The sequence below is a fragment of the Pseudoalteromonas sp. JC3 genome, from assembly GCF_030291895.1.
Taxonomy (GTDB): domain Bacteria; phylum Pseudomonadota; class Gammaproteobacteria; order Enterobacterales; family Alteromonadaceae; genus Pseudoalteromonas.
Genome location: NZ_CP127855.1, coordinates 1828896 through 1845000, shown reverse-complemented (window position 1 = coordinate 1845000; position 16105 = coordinate 1828896). Strand labels below are relative to the sequence as shown.

The 16105-nt window shown below is 42.4% G+C and carries 13 protein-coding genes and 7 tRNA genes; 6 read left to right on the top strand and 14 right to left on the bottom strand.

The features are described from left to right. Nucleotides 1–378: 378 nt before the first annotated feature. The 11 genes from QSH61_RS07645 to QSH61_RS07595 all read right to left on the bottom strand — a co-directional run bounded on the left by QSH61_RS07645 (nucleotide 379) and on the right by QSH61_RS07595 (nucleotide 5790). Nucleotides 379–452, bottom strand: a tRNA-Cys gene (locus tag QSH61_RS07645). Nucleotides 453–463: 11 nt separating this feature from the next. After that, a tRNA-Gly gene (locus QSH61_RS07640) sits at nucleotides 464–539 on the bottom strand. Between the two features lie 43 nt (nucleotides 540–582). Then, nucleotides 583–669 (bottom strand) — tRNA-Leu (locus tag QSH61_RS07635). 21 nt (nucleotides 670–690) lie between these two features. Then, nucleotides 691–766 (bottom strand) — tRNA-Gly (locus tag QSH61_RS07630). A gap of 57 nt (nucleotides 767–823) precedes the next feature. Next, nucleotides 824–910, bottom strand: a tRNA-Leu gene (locus QSH61_RS07625). Between the two features lie 36 nt (nucleotides 911–946). Further along, a tRNA-Cys gene (locus QSH61_RS07620) sits at nucleotides 947–1020 on the bottom strand. A gap of 7 nt (nucleotides 1021–1027) precedes the next feature. Further along, a tRNA-Gly gene (locus QSH61_RS07615) sits at nucleotides 1028–1103 on the bottom strand. 209 nt (nucleotides 1104–1312) lie between these two features. Further along, nucleotides 1313–1858 carry a CDP-diacylglycerol--glycerol-3-phosphate 3-phosphatidyltransferase gene (gene pgsA, locus QSH61_RS07610; RefSeq protein WP_010375584.1) on the bottom strand — a complete coding sequence of 182 codons (546 nt, stop codon included), beginning with the start codon at nucleotides 1856–1858 and terminating at the stop codon, nucleotides 1313–1315. Between the two features lie 42 nt (nucleotides 1859–1900). Further along, on the bottom strand, nucleotides 1901–3724 hold the full coding sequence (gene uvrC / locus QSH61_RS07605) for an excinuclease ABC subunit UvrC (protein ID WP_102056586.1): 1824 nt from the start codon (nucleotides 3722–3724) through the stop codon (nucleotides 1901–1903). 11 nt (nucleotides 3725–3735) lie between these two features. Beyond that, nucleotides 3736–4386, bottom strand: a complete 651-nt coding sequence (gene uvrY / locus QSH61_RS07600) for a UvrY/SirA/GacA family response regulator transcription factor (protein ID WP_174170981.1) — start codon at nucleotides 4384–4386, stop codon at nucleotides 3736–3738. A 258-nt stretch (nucleotides 4387–4644) separates the two neighbouring features. Further along, the gene (locus QSH61_RS07595; RefSeq protein ID WP_010606536.1) at nucleotides 4645–5790 is read right to left on the bottom strand and encodes a dicarboxylate/amino acid:cation symporter; all 1146 of its coding nucleotides are present in this window, start codon (nucleotides 5788–5790) and stop codon (nucleotides 4645–4647) included. Between the two features lie 211 nt (nucleotides 5791–6001). Between QSH61_RS07595 and QSH61_RS07590 the strand changes: the two genes are divergently transcribed. The 3 genes from QSH61_RS07590 to QSH61_RS07580 all read left to right on the top strand — a co-directional run bounded on the left by QSH61_RS07590 (nucleotide 6002) and on the right by QSH61_RS07580 (nucleotide 10419). Then, nucleotides 6002–8296: a carbohydrate binding family 9 domain-containing protein gene (locus QSH61_RS07590; RefSeq protein ID WP_206471643.1), complete on the top strand. Its 2295-nt coding sequence runs from the start codon at nucleotides 6002–6004 to the stop codon at nucleotides 8294–8296. 128 nt (nucleotides 8297–8424) lie between these two features. Continuing rightward, nucleotides 8425–9393 carry a cysteine synthase A gene (gene cysK, locus QSH61_RS07585; RefSeq protein WP_010606534.1) on the top strand — a complete coding sequence of 323 codons (969 nt, stop codon included), beginning with the start codon at nucleotides 8425–8427 and terminating at the stop codon, nucleotides 9391–9393. Nucleotides 9394–9552: 159 nt separating this feature from the next. Beyond that, on the top strand, nucleotides 9553–10419 hold the full coding sequence (locus tag QSH61_RS07580) for a substrate-binding periplasmic protein (protein WP_102056584.1): 867 nt from the start codon (nucleotides 9553–9555) through the stop codon (nucleotides 10417–10419). A 97-nt stretch (nucleotides 10420–10516) separates the two neighbouring features. Here QSH61_RS07580 and queE read toward each other — a convergent pair whose 3' ends face one another. Then, entirely contained in the window at nucleotides 10517–11182 is a 666-nt protein-coding gene (gene queE, locus QSH61_RS07575) for a 7-carboxy-7-deazaguanine synthase QueE (RefSeq protein ID WP_010606532.1), read from the bottom strand. Nucleotides 11183–11305: 123 nt separating this feature from the next. Between queE and queC the strand changes: the two genes are divergently transcribed. Continuing rightward, nucleotides 11306–11962 (top strand): 7-cyano-7-deazaguanine synthase QueC, encoded by a 657-nt coding sequence (gene queC / locus QSH61_RS07570; protein WP_174170942.1) that lies wholly within the window; start codon nucleotides 11306–11308, stop codon nucleotides 11960–11962. A gap of 53 nt (nucleotides 11963–12015) precedes the next feature. On the opposite strand, the gene cysB is transcribed toward queC, so the two are convergent. Next, nucleotides 12016–12993 carry an HTH-type transcriptional regulator CysB gene (cysB, locus tag QSH61_RS07565; RefSeq protein WP_010375565.1) on the bottom strand — a complete coding sequence of 326 codons (978 nt, stop codon included), beginning with the start codon at nucleotides 12991–12993 and terminating at the stop codon, nucleotides 12016–12018. Nucleotides 12994–13406: 413 nt separating this feature from the next. Between cysB and QSH61_RS07560 the strand changes: the two genes are divergently transcribed. Beyond that, on the top strand, nucleotides 13407–14168 hold the full coding sequence (locus tag QSH61_RS07560) for a hypothetical protein (RefSeq protein ID WP_039492261.1): 762 nt from the start codon (nucleotides 13407–13409) through the stop codon (nucleotides 14166–14168). Nucleotides 14169–14235: 67 nt separating this feature from the next. Here QSH61_RS07560 and QSH61_RS07555 read toward each other — a convergent pair whose 3' ends face one another. Next, the gene (locus QSH61_RS07555; RefSeq protein WP_010606529.1) at nucleotides 14236–15525 is read right to left on the bottom strand and encodes an NCS2 family permease; all 1290 of its coding nucleotides are present in this window, start codon (nucleotides 15523–15525) and stop codon (nucleotides 14236–14238) included. A gap of 121 nt (nucleotides 15526–15646) precedes the next feature. Between QSH61_RS07555 and QSH61_RS07550 the strand changes: the two genes are divergently transcribed. After that, nucleotides 15647–16096: a tetratricopeptide repeat protein gene (locus QSH61_RS07550; RefSeq protein WP_010375560.1), complete on the top strand. Its 450-nt coding sequence runs from the start codon at nucleotides 15647–15649 to the stop codon at nucleotides 16094–16096. Nucleotides 16097–16105: the final 9 nt, after the last annotated feature.

Sequence of the window (16105 nt, the reverse complement as noted above, 5' to 3'; positions counted from 1 at the left end):
CATATCAACTTGCCTACTTACATATAGAACTCGAAACAAAGCCAGGTCAATTCTGCTTTATGTAGAGAAGGTGTACGTAAATTATGTGGAAGTGAAAATGTAAAGCGACTATGAAGCAGTAAGTCTATCCAATAAGCAGGACTAGATACCAAAATGATACCTTTTATCGAAAATATGAATATAGGTGCGTTTATAAAGGCATTGAATACTAACTTTCGATCCTTCTTATTATTGACTAGTAGCTATAGCAATGATTCTGGGATCTAAAGAAACAATGTTTAAGTAAAAGAAGATGTGGATAAATCAGTAACAGTGAAGTTCTTGGATAATAAAAAGATAAATAAGTGAGGGTATTAAGAATAAAGAGAATATGCGATATGGAGGCGGAACCCGGAGTCGAACCGAGGTAGACGGATTTGCAATCCGCTGCATGGCCACTCTGCCATTCCGCCATGAAGAATATTGGAGCGAGTAACGAGGTTCGAACTCGTGACCTCGACCTTGGCAAGGTCGCGCTCTACCAGCTGAGCTATACTCGCATTCCATTTTTCACACTGGTAAATTTGATATGTGAAAAATAAATGGTGCCCGGGGCCGGACTTGAACCGGCACGCTGTTACCAGCGAGGGATTTTAAATCCCTTGTGTCTACCAATTCCACCACCCGGGCATCGGGTGTGAAAGCAAAAATTGGAGCGAGTAACGAGGTTCGAACTCGTGACCTCGACCTTGGCAAGGTCGCGCTCTACCAGCTGAGCTATACTCGCGTTCCGTTTTGTATATAAAAACCATATAGATTTGTTACATACAAATCCCGATATAAATGGTGCCCGGGGCCGGACTTGAACCGGCACGCTGTTACCAGCGAGGGATTTTAAATCCCTTGTGTCTACCAATTCCACCACCCGGGCATCGGGTTTGCTTTCGCATGTGGATATGTTGAGAAATGGAGGCGGAACCCGGAGTCGAACCGAGGTAGACGGATTTGCAATCCGCTGCATGGCCACTCTGCCATTCCGCCGCAAATTTGGAGCGAGTAACGAGGTTCGAACTCGTGACCTCGACCTTGGCAAGGTCGCGCTCTACCAGCTGAGCTATACTCGCGTTCCATTGTTTAAATCTACTTATTTACTAAGCTTCTCTAAACTTTAACTTGCTAGGTGATGCTATCTAAATTTCATTTAGATGGCATACTGCCCTCTCAACACGGACGCATTCTACAGAAGTTCTGGAACGCGTCAACATAAAAAATGAATGTTTTGAATCGTTTGCTCAAAATTTATCTAAACCGCTGGGTTTATAATCATTTCAAGTCAAGAATTAGTCAATTCTCCTTTTGCAGCATAGAGATACTGGATCATAGAAACTAATGTTAGCAATGTCGCGATAGCTAAAAGTGCGTAACTTAGCATTGTCATCCAATCTGATAACTGCCAAATCAAACCTATAATAGCTAACATCTGTGCAGCTGTTTTGAATTTGCCCAGCCAAGATACTGCAACACTACCTCTTTTACCTTGTTCGGCCATCCATTCACGCAGCGCAGAAATAACTATTTCTCTACTAATAATGACAACAGCAGAAATAGTAATGAAATAATTATCATAATGTGTAGCAAGTATCACTAAAGCAACACTGACCATCACCTTGTCGGCAACAGGATCTAAAAAAGCACCAAATGGCGTTGACTGTTCCAACTTACGCGCAAGATAGCCATCGAGGATATCGGTAACGGAAGCTAACCAGAAAATAAAAGCGGCGGCAAAAAACGCCCATGAATAAGGAAGATAAAAAACGACTGCAAACACGGGAATGAGTAGCAATCTAAATGTTGTGAGCGTATTTGGAATATTCCACATAACTACTTGGTATTGTCTTTTTTTCTATGTTCGCATGATTGCTTAAGCTTTGTCATGCAAATGATTGAATATCTTTTCAGCCATTTCAGGGCTGATCCCAGGAACTTGCTTTAATTGATGTATATTTGCAGATTTAACTCCCTGCATGCCTCCTAAAAACTTAAGTAGTGCCTGACGTCTTTTCTGACCTACGCCTTCAATCTCTTCAAGCACAGATTGCGTTCTTTGTTTTTGTCTTTTATTACGATGCCCTGCAATTGCAAAGCGATGTGATTCGTCGCGGATATGCTGGATAAGGTGTAATGCAGGTGAATCACTTTCGACATTCACCGTTTTACGACCACCATCTATTAGCAATGTTTCTAATCCCGGCTTTCGGCTTGTGCCTTTTGCAACCCCTATCAGTATCGGCATTTTATTGAGTTGCCAATCAGCGAAGAAAGATTCCGCCCTACCTAACTGCCCCTTACCACCATCAATAAAAATAATATCGGGTACTTTCGCTTCATCCGACATTTTGCCGTAGCGCTTATTTAATGCAAAATCCATCGCTGCGTAATCATCCCCTGGGGTGATCCCAGTGACGTTATATCTGCGATACTCTCTATTGTTTGGCCCTTGACCATCGAATACAACGCACGATGCGACCGTGTTTTCTCCCATGGTATGACTGATATCAAAACACTCCATTCTTTGAATGTCTGACAGCCCTAGCACTGCTTTTAGTTTAGCATATCGTTTGGTGATTGAGTCTTGTGCACTTTGTTTAACTTCAATACTGTTTTGCGCATTTTTATTTGCTAATGCAAGATATTGGGCTCGTTCCCCACGAACGTTACATTTGAAATTAACTTTGCGCTTCGAAACTTGAGTCAGCGCTGCTTCTAATGCACTTTCCTCTTCTATTTCGAATGGCAATACAATTTCTTTAGCAATTCTTGAGTGGTTACCCGTTGAAATGTAATACTGTCCAAGGAAAGAAGTTAGCACTTCATCTGCCCCAGAATCTTTTGGTACCTTTGGAAAATGTGTTTTCGTCCCAAGTACCTTATGTTCCCTTATCATCAGTACATGAATGGCCACTAAACCGTTCTTCTGCTCATAACCGATGACATCAAGCTCTGCAAAGTTCCCTGCAATGGACTGCTGTTCTTGCATTTGCCTTAATAAAGCAATTTGATCTCTGTGTTTTGCTGCTTTCTCAAAATCCAAAGACATACTGGCGGTTTCCATTCGTTCCACCAGTGCTGAGATAACGTCCTGAGAGCGTCCTGTCAAAAACTGTCGAACCATGGCTACTTGCTCTTGGTATTCTTCGTCGCTTACTTTGCCAACGCATGGTCCTGAACATCTTTTTAACTGATACTGCAAACAAGGTCGGCTGCGTGCGCGGTAATACGCATCTTCGCATTGCCTAACCGGGAAGATCTTCTGCATTAACCTCAGACTTTCCGATACCGCAGCACTGCTAGGAAAAGGACCAAAATATTCGCCTTTTTGTTTTCTACTACCACGATGAAATGCAAGCCTTGGATGTTGATGGGCGCTCAAGAAAATATACGGATAACTTTTATCGTCTCTTAAGAGAATGTTATATCGTGGTTGGTATTTCTTAATTAAGTTATTTTCTAAAAGCAGCGCTTCGGTTTCGGTATTCGTTAACGTTACTTCAATATGATCAATATTACTGACCAATACTCGCGTTTTACTATCTGTGATATTTGAACGGAAGTAGCTAGAAACTCGTTTTTTGAGGTTTTTTGCTTTACCAACATAGATAACCTGGTCGTCCACATCGTACATGCGGTACACACCAGGTTCTGTTGTTAATGTCTTAAGGAAAGGTTTGTAATCAAATTCAGTCATTTAAAAAGAACTTAATGACTGCTATCTATATCGATCATTTTATGGCGAATAGCCAAGTGGGTTAATTCCACATCACCGCTCACATTGAGCTTTTCAAACATGCGATAGCGATAACTATTTACCGTCTTAGAGCTTAGGTTCAAGCGATCTGCAATATTTTGTGCTTTCTCACCTTTAGTGATCATGAGCATGATCTGTAATTCTCTTTCCGATAGCGATTGGAAAGGGTTTTCGTCATTGCGGCCACTAAATTGCGCAAGGGCAATCTGCTGAGCAATTTCTGGCGCAATATAACGCTGGCCAGCATTAACAGCACGTATTGCGTTGATCATTTCATCAGGGCCTGCACCTTTTGTTAGGTAACCATGCGCACCAATTTGCATTACCTTGCTTGGGAAAGGATCTTCACAATGTACCGTAAGCACAATAACTTTTACATCTGGACAGTAACGGCAAATCTTTTTGGTCGCTTCCAATCCACCAATTCCAGGCATGTTCATGTCCATTAGCACAATGTCAGGCTCACTTTGGCGACAAAAGGTTACGGCTTCTTCACCGTTTTTGGCTTCTCCTACCACTTTAAAGCCACGCACATCATCTAAAATGCGTTTTATGCCAGTCCTGACAAGTTCATGATCATCAACTAAAAGCACATTAATCAATGGCATACCCTCTACATATATATTGGTAAAAGGAGCGAAGCAACCAACAGCCCCGCTTCCAGATGTTTGAGATTACCACATATTTTTTAAAAGCATAACGATAGAAACGAGAGAAAAATACAATTTTGATATGAATTAACTAAATAGTTAATTCATGAAATAAGCAGTTTGATTATAATTTCACCGCTTTATGATTTTAGAGGCAGCCGCTACGGCATTTAGCCATAGCGACTTATAGTAGATTTATTTTTATATGACTCAGCTTTGCTTTGAAAATTTATCGACCCAAAGTGCAATCACACCATCACCGGTTACATTACATGCTGTGCCAAAACTATCTTGCGCTAAATATAAAGCAATCATCAATGCCACTGCGCCCTCATTAAAACCAAGCATACTGGTCAATAGTCCAAGCGCAGACATAACCGCTCCACCCGGCGCACCAGGAGCCGCAATCATTACTACACCAAGCATAAAGATAAATGGCAACATTTCCGACAATGACGGTACAACCATCTCAGGAGAAAGCAGCATCACGGCCATTGCGCAAGTCACTATGGTAATAGTCGACCCTGACAAATGGATGGTGGCACAAAGTGGTACAGTAAAATTGGCAACCTCTTCGTTAACATTATTAGATTTACTTGCACGAAGAGACACAGGAATAGTTGCCGCGCTCGACATAGTACCAATAGCGGTAAAATACGCAGGTAGCATATTTTTGATTAATTCCAATGGATTTCTACCAAGTAACAGGCCGCTCACCACAAACAGGGTGCTTAGCCATAGCCAATGCATAATAATCGCGGCAAGCAATACCACGCCAAACGTACTTAGGGTGTCGAATACCGTACCTGCGACTGCCATTTCAGCAAAAACACCGGCGATGTAGAGTGGTAATATTGGAATAATGACTTTCGCAAGCAGTGCATCTACCACATCTCTCGCTTCGTCAGTGACACCTTTAAGTTTAGTTAAGCCACACTGGCTCATCCCAATACCAAAGATAAATGCCGTTGCAAGTGCCGTCATCACTCCCATCAGCGGAGGGATCTCAATATTAATAAAGCTCTTAAGATGAGATTCTTCCACGGCTTGATAAGCAACGCCGCCGTCAAAGAATGGGATGAAAGCATTAACTAATAAAAATGCTAATGTGCCAGCAATAATGGTTGACCCATAAGCAAAGCCAACTGTCTTACCAAGCAAGTGGCCCGATCCCTTTGGTAAGCCTGCTATACCTGAAGCAATAAAAAGCAGGATTATCAGAGGAATAGTAAAGCTGATAAGTTGCCCTATGATCACCTTGAAGGTGTATAAGAGCTCAACTAACACAGTCGGCAAGTACAGACCCGCCAACATACCAGCGACGATACCCGCCACTAGCTTCAATATAAGAGACATAGTTACTTCCTAGCAGATTTTCAAAGGCGTTGTTGTAACATGTTTTTGACCACCTTTGCTATTAATTCGATGGAGATAAATCGATTTGTACATTTTATGTATACATATTCGCCACCCAACGTAAATAATTGCAACCTGACGAAAATAAATTGTTTCAGTTCATTGCATATTATCTAATACTGGAAAAAGTCTCTGTAAAATAATTAAATTCATGCTTAAAGCTGTAACCTACTCTTTTTTCGCGCTTAGTCTATCTAGTCAAGCATGGGCACTAGACCCAAATAAAATCCCATTTATCGATAGTTCTGCAAAAATTGATGGTGTACTTGAAGCCGATATTTGGCAACGTGCATTAGAAATAGATATCAACAACATCACTTGGCCATACGAGAACCAATCAAGTCCAGTACAAACTAAGGCCTACGTATATGAGAATGGTCAATCTTTATTTATTGCTTTTGATGCAAAGGACCCTAATCCTGAATTGATCCGCGCATTTTATCGTGACCGTGACCGCGCCTGGGAAGACGATCTTGTCGGCATTAAAATTGATTCATTTAACAACGCCCAAAGCGCTTACCAGTTTTTCATCAATCCACTAGGTGTACAACAAGACTCAATTGAAAACGAACTCACTAAAAGCGAGAATGGTTCTTGGAATGGGATCTGGGATAGCGTCGGAAAGATAAACAAAGACGGTTATGTTGTTGAAGTTGAAATCCCACTTCGTGTATTGAATTTTAACGACTCTCTCGCAAGCAAAACCATGGCTTTAGAGTTTCTGCGTTTTTATCCAAGAAATGAAAGGTTGCGTATCTCCAGCATGCAATTGCAACATGCAAATTCTTGCTGGATCTGTCAAATGCCAAAATATCAAGGATTTGCTAAGGCTAAGCAAGGTAATAACTTTGCCGTTATTCCAACACTAGTCACCAATAGGCAAGAATCTCGCGACATAGATGATGGTATCGCAGAGCCATGGCAAGCCGACAATAATGTCGAGCCGGGCTTAGACGTAAAGTGGGCTATCACGCCAGACACGACGCTAAACGCAACACTAAACCCCGATTTCTCACAAGTTGAAGCTGACACGGGACAATTGAGCGTTAATAATAGCTTTAGCCTATTTTTCCCTGAAAAACGGGCGTTCTTTTTAGATAATTCCGATTACTTTTCTTCTCACCTTAACCTTATTCATACTCGGAACATTTCAGCACCCGATTATGGCGTCAAGCTTACCGGTAATAAAAACGGTCACACTTTTGCGGGATTTATTGCCAACGATGAAAGACTCAATGTCGTTGTTCCCGGAAATTTGGGCTCGAGTGTTGTCTCATTAGAGAGAAAAAGCCAAAACATGGCGCTTAGATATCGTCATGACCTAAACAAAACCTTGTCTGTAGGCGTGACATCGACGACTAGGCAAAGCGACGACTATCGCAACCAAGTTGCGAGTATAGACGCCAAATACAAGCCAACAGATAACGATACCTTACAGGTGCAGTTAATTGGCTCGGATACAGACTATGATAGCGCTTTCGCCGAAGCGTTATGTGATAGTACGCTCGCTGAGTGCGACCTAAACGAAAGTGTACTCAGAGTGATTGACGAAGATGACCGTGGTGCTGGCTATTACGTTAATTATGAACACAATCGCAAGCATTGGAAGGCATTTACCAGCTATCAAGCTCGCGATGCAGCACTTAGAACCGATATGGGCTTTATCACTCAGATCGACTTTAATAAATTTCTTTTCGGCGGTGAGTACCGTTGGTATGGCGATGAAAGCAACTGGTGGAACCGTGCACGTTGGTACGCCGACTGGGATATTTCCCACAACGAGCAAGGCGAATTATTAGAAAAAGAACTGCAAACCAACTTTGCAGTTGACGGCCCGTTGCAAAGCTTTCTTGATTTCGGTGTTGAACATAGAAAACGCACAGGACTGCGACATGATGAAACCCGTTTAGCGATTGACGGCAATACCGATCTATTTACCGAGAATTCACAGTGGACCTATATGGAGTTCAAGCCAATGGCCGGCGTTTTCGCAGGTTTGAACTTAAGTAAAGGAAACCGCGTTGACCTTGCAAACAACCGTGTTGGTGATTTGTATTTCGCCCGTCCGGTTATTAACGTCAATTTTGGCAAACATTTTGAAGTTAGATTACGCCACACATACGAAAAAATGAAAGCAGATGGCGCGGAAGTTTATACCGCAAATCTGAGCGATATCCGCCTGACTTACCAATTCAACATTAATAGCTATTTGAGATTGGCAATCATCAATACAGATATTTCGAGAAACCAGAGCAATTATAACGATGATGTTGATGCGACTTATAAAAGCATCAGCACCCAACTGCTCTATTCCTATAAACTAAACCCACAAACCGTTTTCTTTGCAGGCTATTCCGATCATGGTTATCAAGACGATGATTTGTCAAAGATAACTAAAGACGAAAAGACGGTATTTATGAAGTTCAGTTATGCCTGGTTGATTTAAATATCAACCTTTAAATAACTATTGGCTATAAGCAAATTTGATATATCTTATAGCCAATCTTTCCTTTCGTTTTGCGAAATGCGCAGTAAAGTGATGGAATACAAGCAAACCTAGATTAGGGAACACAAATGACTAAAGTATATGCAGACAACAGTCTAACTATCGGTAATACACCGCTGGTTAAAATCAATCGCGTTTCTGGCGGCAATGTTTACGCAAAAGTGGAAGCGCGTAACCCAAGCTTCAGCGTTAAATGCCGTATTGGTGCGTCTATGATCTGGGAAGCTGAAAAAGCAGGTCTTCTTAGCGAAGGTAAAGAACTTATTGAACCAACCTCAGGTAACACGGGTATTGCACTGGCTTTCGTTGCTGCTTCTCGTGGTTATAAGTTGACACTTACTATGCCAAATACGATGAGCCTTGAGCGTCGTAAACTACTAAAAGCACTTGGCGCAAATTTAGTGCTAACAGAAGGCGCTAAGGGCATGAAAGGCGCGATTGAAAAAGCAAATGAAATTCAAGCAAGTAACCCTGAAAAGTACGTGTTACTACAACAGTTTGAAAACCCAGCAAACCCGAAGATCCATTTTGAAACAACGGGCCCAGAAATTTTTGATGCACTTGAAGGTAATATCGATTACTTCGTTGCGGGCGTTGGTACAGGTGGCACGATCACCGGTGTTTCACGCTATCTGAAAAATGAAAAAGGCCTAAATGTTAAGTCAATTGCTGTTGAGCCAGTTGACTCACCAGTTATCACGCAGACCCTTGCGGGCGACGAAGTAAAGCCAGGTCCACACAAAATTCAAGGGATCGGTGCTGGGTTTATTCCAGGCAACCTAGATCTTGAGCTTATTGATGGCGTTGAGTTGGTGTCGAATGAAGATGCAATTGCAATGGCACATCAGCTGATGAAAGACGAAGGTATTTTAGTAGGTATTTCTTCTGGTGCAGCCCTAGTTGCCGCAAAGCGAATTGCCGAGAAACCTGAAAATGCCGATAAAAACATCGTGGTTATTTTGCCAAGCGCTGCTGAGCGTTACCTAACTAGCCCACTTTTTGCAGACACATTCTCTGAACAAGAATTAGTGCAGTAAGAGTTGAGCTTCATATTCTAGATTACCAAGGGGCATCACTGCCCCTTTGTTTTTTATATTATTCCTTTTAATTTCACCTTCCTTCACTACACTTTACCTATTCGCTACTCTTTTTTGACTTCGATGATTGTAAAGACCTTATTACTCTTGTTTTTTCTCATGTTTAGTAGCTTCATCTATGGGGAGAATTTAAACGTCGCCTACTTCAAGGGCGGTGAATTTCACCTTGTTGCTGGAGAAAAGTACCAAGGGGGTTATCTATACAATAAGAAAGGCAAAAATGCGTTCATTCATATCGTGACATTAGATTGGCCACCTTATATCGGTGCAAACCTCTGCAACAAAGGCTGGGCTTTCCAGTTTGCCGTCGCACTGCTTACCGACTTAGACTATCAAGTGTATGTTGAATTTTTGCCTTGGGCTCGTGCTGTAAGAGCCGCAGAAACGGGCAAAGCAGATATTTTATTCCCAGAATACTATATTGAGGATTCAGCACCGTCTGACAATCACAAGAATAAGACCCGCAGAGAGCTACTTGCTTTATCTAATGCTTTTCCTGGTGGTGAAATCGGCTTTTTGAAGCGAAGAGGTGAAGAAGACCGCTTTGATGGTAATCTAAACTCAGTTAAGAATGAGCTCATTGGTGTCGTGAGGGGCTATCAGAATACCCCTGAATTTGATGCTATGATGGATAATGGTGAATTCGTTACAGTGGAAGCCGTAAATGATTTACAGCTAGTGAAATTACTCGTCGGTAAGCGCGTAAATTTAGTAATAGGCGATCCAAAAGTGCTGCGCTTTACGGTCAATTATTCAGACTTACCTAGAGCTGAGAAAATTGAATTACTGAGAAACATTGAAAACGTGACGCCACCTATTAAGTATAATCACCTCTACTTTGCACTTAGCAAACAAAAACCACATTGGCATGAATTGCTCAAAGATATCAATCGCAATCTCTATCAATTTGAGAACAGTGGTGAAACGCAAAGAATGATTGAAATGGTCAGTAACGAGTGTTATTGACCTCTACATAGAACTTAACGCCTAAGCACGCTGCTTGTTCAATACCTCAGCTTAAACACACTGCATTTTTAGCTAAAATACGCTTAGGCAAATCGCTTTAGTTAATCCCTAAATACTTGTGCACTTGAACTGATAGGCGCCAATTTTTCGCTTTGCAATTGTCTATTGCAAGCTTAGTGGCCTTGGCTTTTTGGCTAATTGGCTGAAGATACACAAGCTTTGGTTCAACCCCAGTTTGTGCAAATAACGCCTCTAATTCCTCAATATGCTTTTGCATCGCGACGGGATGCTTTATTTCATCGGCACGAGCCATTGCACTTGGAAGTACTTTGTAACCTCCACGCATATTAATTTTTGGCGACACAGTAACCCAAGTTTCTGCTGGCGCGAGGATCTCAAATGTCCCACTGGTTTCAATCTGTGTGCTGTACCCTTTACTATGCAATAACTCGCATAATGGGCGAAGATCAAACATACAAGGTTCACCACCGGTGATCACCACATGTTTGGCTTGGTAGCCCCGAGCCTCGAAAATCGCCAAGATCTCTTCAGCACTCGCGTTCGCCCACCACTCTGAGTCAGCCTTTTTTTCTACAGTGTTATCCAATGAAACAATAAAAGTGTCGTTGGTTTCCCAGGTTTGTTTGGTATCACACCAAGCGCAACCAACTGGACAGCCCTGCAAACGTAAAAAGATTGAAGGCGTACCAGTGAAGCTTGCTTCACCCTGAATTGTTTCAAATATTTCGTTAACCTTGTACAAAATGGCCCCGTGTTTAAGATAAAGTTGTCGAAAAATACCGCGAGAAAATTGTCATTTCTCCAGCGGCCGTGTAGTATATCGCGCCCTGAAGTAAACCTCTATCAAAATCGAGGCAAATCACCTATGAGCGAAAAAGTTGTCGTAATCTATTCCGGTGGAATGGACTCTTACACTGTATTAAACAAGGCTGTCCGCGAGGGCCATGAGGTTTATGCACTGTCTTTTAACTATGGCCAGCGACATGTAAAAGAGCTACAAGTTGCCGCTGACGTATGTGCAAAACTCGGCGTTGCTCATAAGGTCGTTGATATTTCGGCTATCAATCAATTATTGTCAGGCTCTAGCCTAACAGATGACATCGACGTGCCAGAAGGCCACTATGAAGAAGAGAGCATGAAGAGCACGATTGTGCCTAATCGCAATATGATTTTGCTTTCTCTTGCGGTAGGTTACGCTGTCTCTCTAAAAGCAAATAAGGTATTTTACGGTGCTCACTCTGGCGATCATGCAATTTATCCAGATTGCCGCCCAGAGTTCGTTAAAAAGATGGATGATGTTTGTCGCATTGCGAACTACGACGCGGTTGAAATTGTCAGTCCTTATCTTAACAACTCAAAAATTGATATCCTGACTGACGGTCTAAAAATGGGATTAGATTACGCTGACACTTGGACGTGTTACAACGGCCGCGAAAAAGCATGTGGTAAGTGCGGTGCTTGCCAAGAGCGTCTCGAAGCGTTTGAACTAAACCACGCAACAGATCCGCTCCGGTACGAATAACAGTATTGAAAAAGGCCTCTGTTGAGGCCTTTTTCATATTCTTTTCAAGTACTTCATTTTACTGGAAGCGTCATACCTTCAAATAGCTTGTCGATATCATCTTGATTTCGTAGCAAACTTGCACGCTCTACCACATCTTTTGTGAGATGCGGTGCAAATCGCTCAATAAAATCGTACATGTAGCCTCTTAGGAAGCTTCCTTTTCTGAAACCGATTTTCGTCGTACTTGCTTCAAATAGGTGACTTGCATCGATACAAACTAAGTCGCTATCAGACTTTTCATCAAGTGCCATTGACGCTAATACGCCAACACCGAGCCCTAATCTTACATAGGTTTTAATCACATCGGCGTCTGTTGCAGTAAACACGATGTGTGGCTCCAAACCATGAGCATTAAATGCTTTATCCAGTTCTGAGCGGCCAGTAAAACCAAACACATAAGTGATCAACGGATATTTAGCGACGTCTTGCACCGTCAGTGCACTGCCTTTTTGTGCAAGAGGATGGTCTTTGGCGACCACAATACTACGATTCCAGTGATAGCAAGGTAGCATGACAAGATCACTGTACAAATGCAGCGCCTCGGTAGCAATAGCAAAGTCAGCATCACCTCGAGCGGCAGCATCAGAGATTTGCTGTGGCGTACCTTGATGCATGTGTAGAGAAACCGCAGGATATTTTTTCATAAATCCTTGGATCACAGGAGGTAACGCGTAACGAGCTTGTGTATGCGTCGTTGCGATGTTTAGTTTACCTTGATCTGGTAAGGTATGTTCATTTGCAACCGCTTTGATCCCTTCCACTTTAGAGAGGATCTCACGAGCAATATTAATAATTTCATTACCCGCGCCCGTAACATGCGTTAAGTGCTTACCGCTACGGCCAAAAATTTGTACCCCCAACTCGTCTTCAAGCATGCGCACTTGCTTTGAAATACCAGGTTGAGAGGTATATAAACTTTCCGCCGTCGCTGACACATTAAGGTTGTGATTCAACACTTCGACGATATATCTCAATTGTTGTAATTTCATATTGCTTTTATTCTTATGATCTCTTGATGTTGAGCATCAGCCCATAGCAAAACCGCTTTTTGTTAGCGAGTTTAGTGCAAAGCGATAAAAACCGCCTGTTACGACCTTATGTAGGCTAGCACATTTGGTAAAAATGAGGTAGCCAAGAGGTACTAAATATCAGCATTTTCACTGACGCTCCGACAGTCATTTGGCCAAATAGCGGATATTGTGACACGCTTTTGCAAACTCACGAGCTAAATCTGGCGACTATCTTTCACTAAAACTAACCGCTCATTTAGGCATCGGCTATACTAAAAAATAATGAATTCTTTATCTTTTTTACAGGTTATTGTCGTAAACCTGTTCAGAATAGTACGAATTCATGTAAGATTAAAAAATTACACTGGTGGTTACATGAAAGAGATTTCAGTATGTTTGTTTCTATTATAATAATGTTGATTGTTGCACTTATCGTCATAGCAGTTTGGGTAAGCGCTATCCAGCAACATAAAGAGAAACAAGAAGCGGAGAGACGCAAAGAACTTGCTAAGCAAAAACGCGTAATAGAAGAAGCGGAAGACGTCATCATGAATGGCAGCAATATTCCGATGTCTGAAGTCATGATCCGTATTATTCAGCGCCGCGTGCACGATGCTTTAGCCGCAATGGTGGAGTTGTCTCCGACTTCGAAAGAATTAAAAAGTCGCTTACACGAGTCGCAAGAGCGCTTAAATACTCAGCCTGAAAAAGCAGCTGACTCAGACTCGATAGCACTTCCAGACAACGACAAACAAATTATCGCATTAGTTCAAGGCATAAAAAAATTACGCCAACTACTACGCTCAGAGCATAGTAAAGGTAAAGTAGACACTCAACTGTTCGTTAATGAAGACCGTAGGCTGGAGCGCTTTCAGCTTAAAATCAATGTTGAAAGCCAGATAAAACGAGGGCTTTCAGCGAGAACCGCAAACATGGTCGGTTCAGCAAGACAATACTTTGAAAAAGCTTACGCTACAATTTGCGCCGTCTCATACAATGATGACTATGTAAAAGAGAAAAAAGCACAGCTCGAAGGTTATTTAGAAGAGATCAGCAGTGAACTTAGAGCGTCTAACGCATCAGCGGTGAAAAAGAAAGCAGAGCAAGAACAAGACGACTTGGACGTCCTGTTTGCACCGAAGAAGAAGTGGTAACACCATAATTTACGTAAAAGGCTGGTCTCCCAGCCTTTTTTATTACAAAGAGAGTAAACCCACTTGCTTAACCAAAAGCAAACTTTAAGATAAAAAGTAGGGTCAGTACCCAAACGCTGATACTGATTTCATTTGCTTTGTTACACGCCAATTTAACTGCCGTATAAGAAATAAAACCCAAAGCAATACCATGTGCGATTGAAAACGTAAGCGGTGTCATCAGTAACACAACACTGACCGGAATAGCATCGCTCATTTCATCCCAATTAATCAACTTTAGGTTTTGTAGCATTAATACCGACACATACAGTATCGCGCCTGCCGTCGCATATGCAGGAACCATCTGTGCCAATGGCGCAAAGAACATCATGAGTAAGAAACAGATCCCCACGACCACGGCCGTCAGTCCTGTGCGACCACCGACAGATACACCCGACACTGATTCAATGTATGAAGTCGTCGTTGAAGTACCGAGCACTGAGCCTGCAATCGTCGCAGTGCTGTCAGCTGACAGTGCCCTACCCAACCTTGGCATGCGACCATGTTCGTCAGATAATCCGGCCTTTTGAGTCACCGCAACCAATGTGCCACTGGTATCAAATAAATCGACAAATAAAAATGCAAACACCACGCTAAGCATGGAAAGCTCAAAAATTCCGCTCAAATCCAACTGCATATAGGTCGGCGCGATGCTTGGGGGAATATCAACAACCCCGTGATAATCTACAAGCCCAAGCCCCCACGCAATACCCGTTACCATTAAAATGCTGATAAGCACGCCACTTTTGACTTCACGGTACATAAGCGCCGCAATCACAAAAAAGCTCGCAATGGCTAATAGCGGGCCGGGAGAAGTGATATCACCAAGTTGTACTAATGTCGCATCGCTTGCGATAACAATTTTCGCGTTCTTTAGCGCGATTAACGCTAAGAATGCGCCAATACCTGCCGCGATCGCACGCTTTAGCACGATAGGTATGGCTTGGATCACCCACTCGCGAACTTTGAATACGCTCAAAAATAGAAATAAACAGCCCGACATAAATACCGCGCCTAATGCACTTTGCCATGTATAGCCCATGCCAAGCACAACACCATAGGTAAAAAAGGCGTTTAAGCCCATTCCAGGCGCAAGCGCTAACGGATAGTTTGCCCATAGCCCCATAATAAAACAGCCGATTGCGGCTGCGATACAAGTTGCTACAAAAGCAGCGCCGTGATCCATGCCAGCTTCTGCTAGCATTGCAGGGTTTACGAAAACGATGTAAACCATAGTAACGAATGTCGTCAAGCCAGCAATCACCTCAGTTCTTACATTGGTGTGCATAGCTTGCAGTGAAAATAACCGCTCGAGCATAACTAAAATTACAAATTTAAGGAACAAGTGGTTGGATTTTAACACGAATCACTTTAAAACTCGGACAAAATAGTTAAAATTCAGCTACACTCTGCTTATCAACATTATTGCGAATAAAGATATGGATCAAAATAGCACCGACAACTCAGCAAACCATGACTTAGAACAGCAGCTGCTGAATGTGCTTGAATTTGTAACGTCACCATTAAAAGCGGACGCAAAATTCCCAGATCTTCACGACAATACCCAAGCTTTGAAAAAAGGCCTCTATTACCTAAAAGAAAAATCTTTTCCGCTTGCGGCAAAATGGCTAAGACTGGCGGCGATGTCTGGTGATTTGAAGGCACAGTTCTTTTTAGGTTTGTTGTTTATGAAAGGTCAAGGAGTGCCACCCAGCCCCTTTCATGCAGCCGCTTGGTTAAGTTTGGCCAGCAGCCAAGGGCACAAAGGCGCCGAACAGGTACTACTAGATGTACGCCGCTTCCTTACAACTAAGCGCTTTAGAGATGCACAGTGCTATGCTGCAACACTTTACGAGCAAATTCATCAACTACAGCATATTAGCCAGTAAATTAAATTT

Excerpts from the sequence above, each read along its gene's own strand:
- pgsA (WP_010375584.1), bottom strand. The coding sequence starts at position 1,858 with ATGTGGAATATTCCAAATACGCTCACAACATTTAGATTGCTACTCATT.
- uvrC (WP_102056586.1), bottom strand. The coding sequence starts at position 3,724 with ATGACTGAATTTGATTACAAACCTTTCCTTAAGACATTAACAACAGAA.
- QSH61_RS07595 (WP_010606536.1), bottom strand. The coding sequence starts at position 5,790 with ATGTCTCTTATATTGAAGCTAGTGGCGGGTATCGTCGCTGGTATGTTG.
- QSH61_RS07590 (WP_206471643.1), top strand. The coding sequence starts at position 6,002 with ATGCTTAAAGCTGTAACCTACTCTTTTTTCGCGCTTAGTCTATCTAGT.
- cysK (WP_010606534.1), top strand. The coding sequence starts at position 8,425 with ATGACTAAAGTATATGCAGACAACAGTCTAACTATCGGTAATACACCG.
- QSH61_RS07580 (WP_102056584.1), top strand. The coding sequence starts at position 9,553 with ATGTTTAGTAGCTTCATCTATGGGGAGAATTTAAACGTCGCCTACTTC.
- queC (WP_174170942.1), top strand. The coding sequence starts at position 11,306 with ATGAGCGAAAAAGTTGTCGTAATCTATTCCGGTGGAATGGACTCTTAC.
- cysB (WP_010375565.1), bottom strand. The coding sequence starts at position 12,993 with ATGAAATTACAACAATTGAGATATATCGTCGAAGTGTTGAATCACAAC.
- QSH61_RS07560 (WP_039492261.1), top strand. The coding sequence starts at position 13,407 with ATGTTTGTTTCTATTATAATAATGTTGATTGTTGCACTTATCGTCATA.
- QSH61_RS07555 (WP_010606529.1), bottom strand. The coding sequence starts at position 15,525 with ATGCTCGAGCGGTTATTTTCACTGCAAGCTATGCACACCAATGTAAGA.
- QSH61_RS07550 (WP_010375560.1), top strand. The coding sequence starts at position 15,647 with ATGGATCAAAATAGCACCGACAACTCAGCAAACCATGACTTAGAACAG.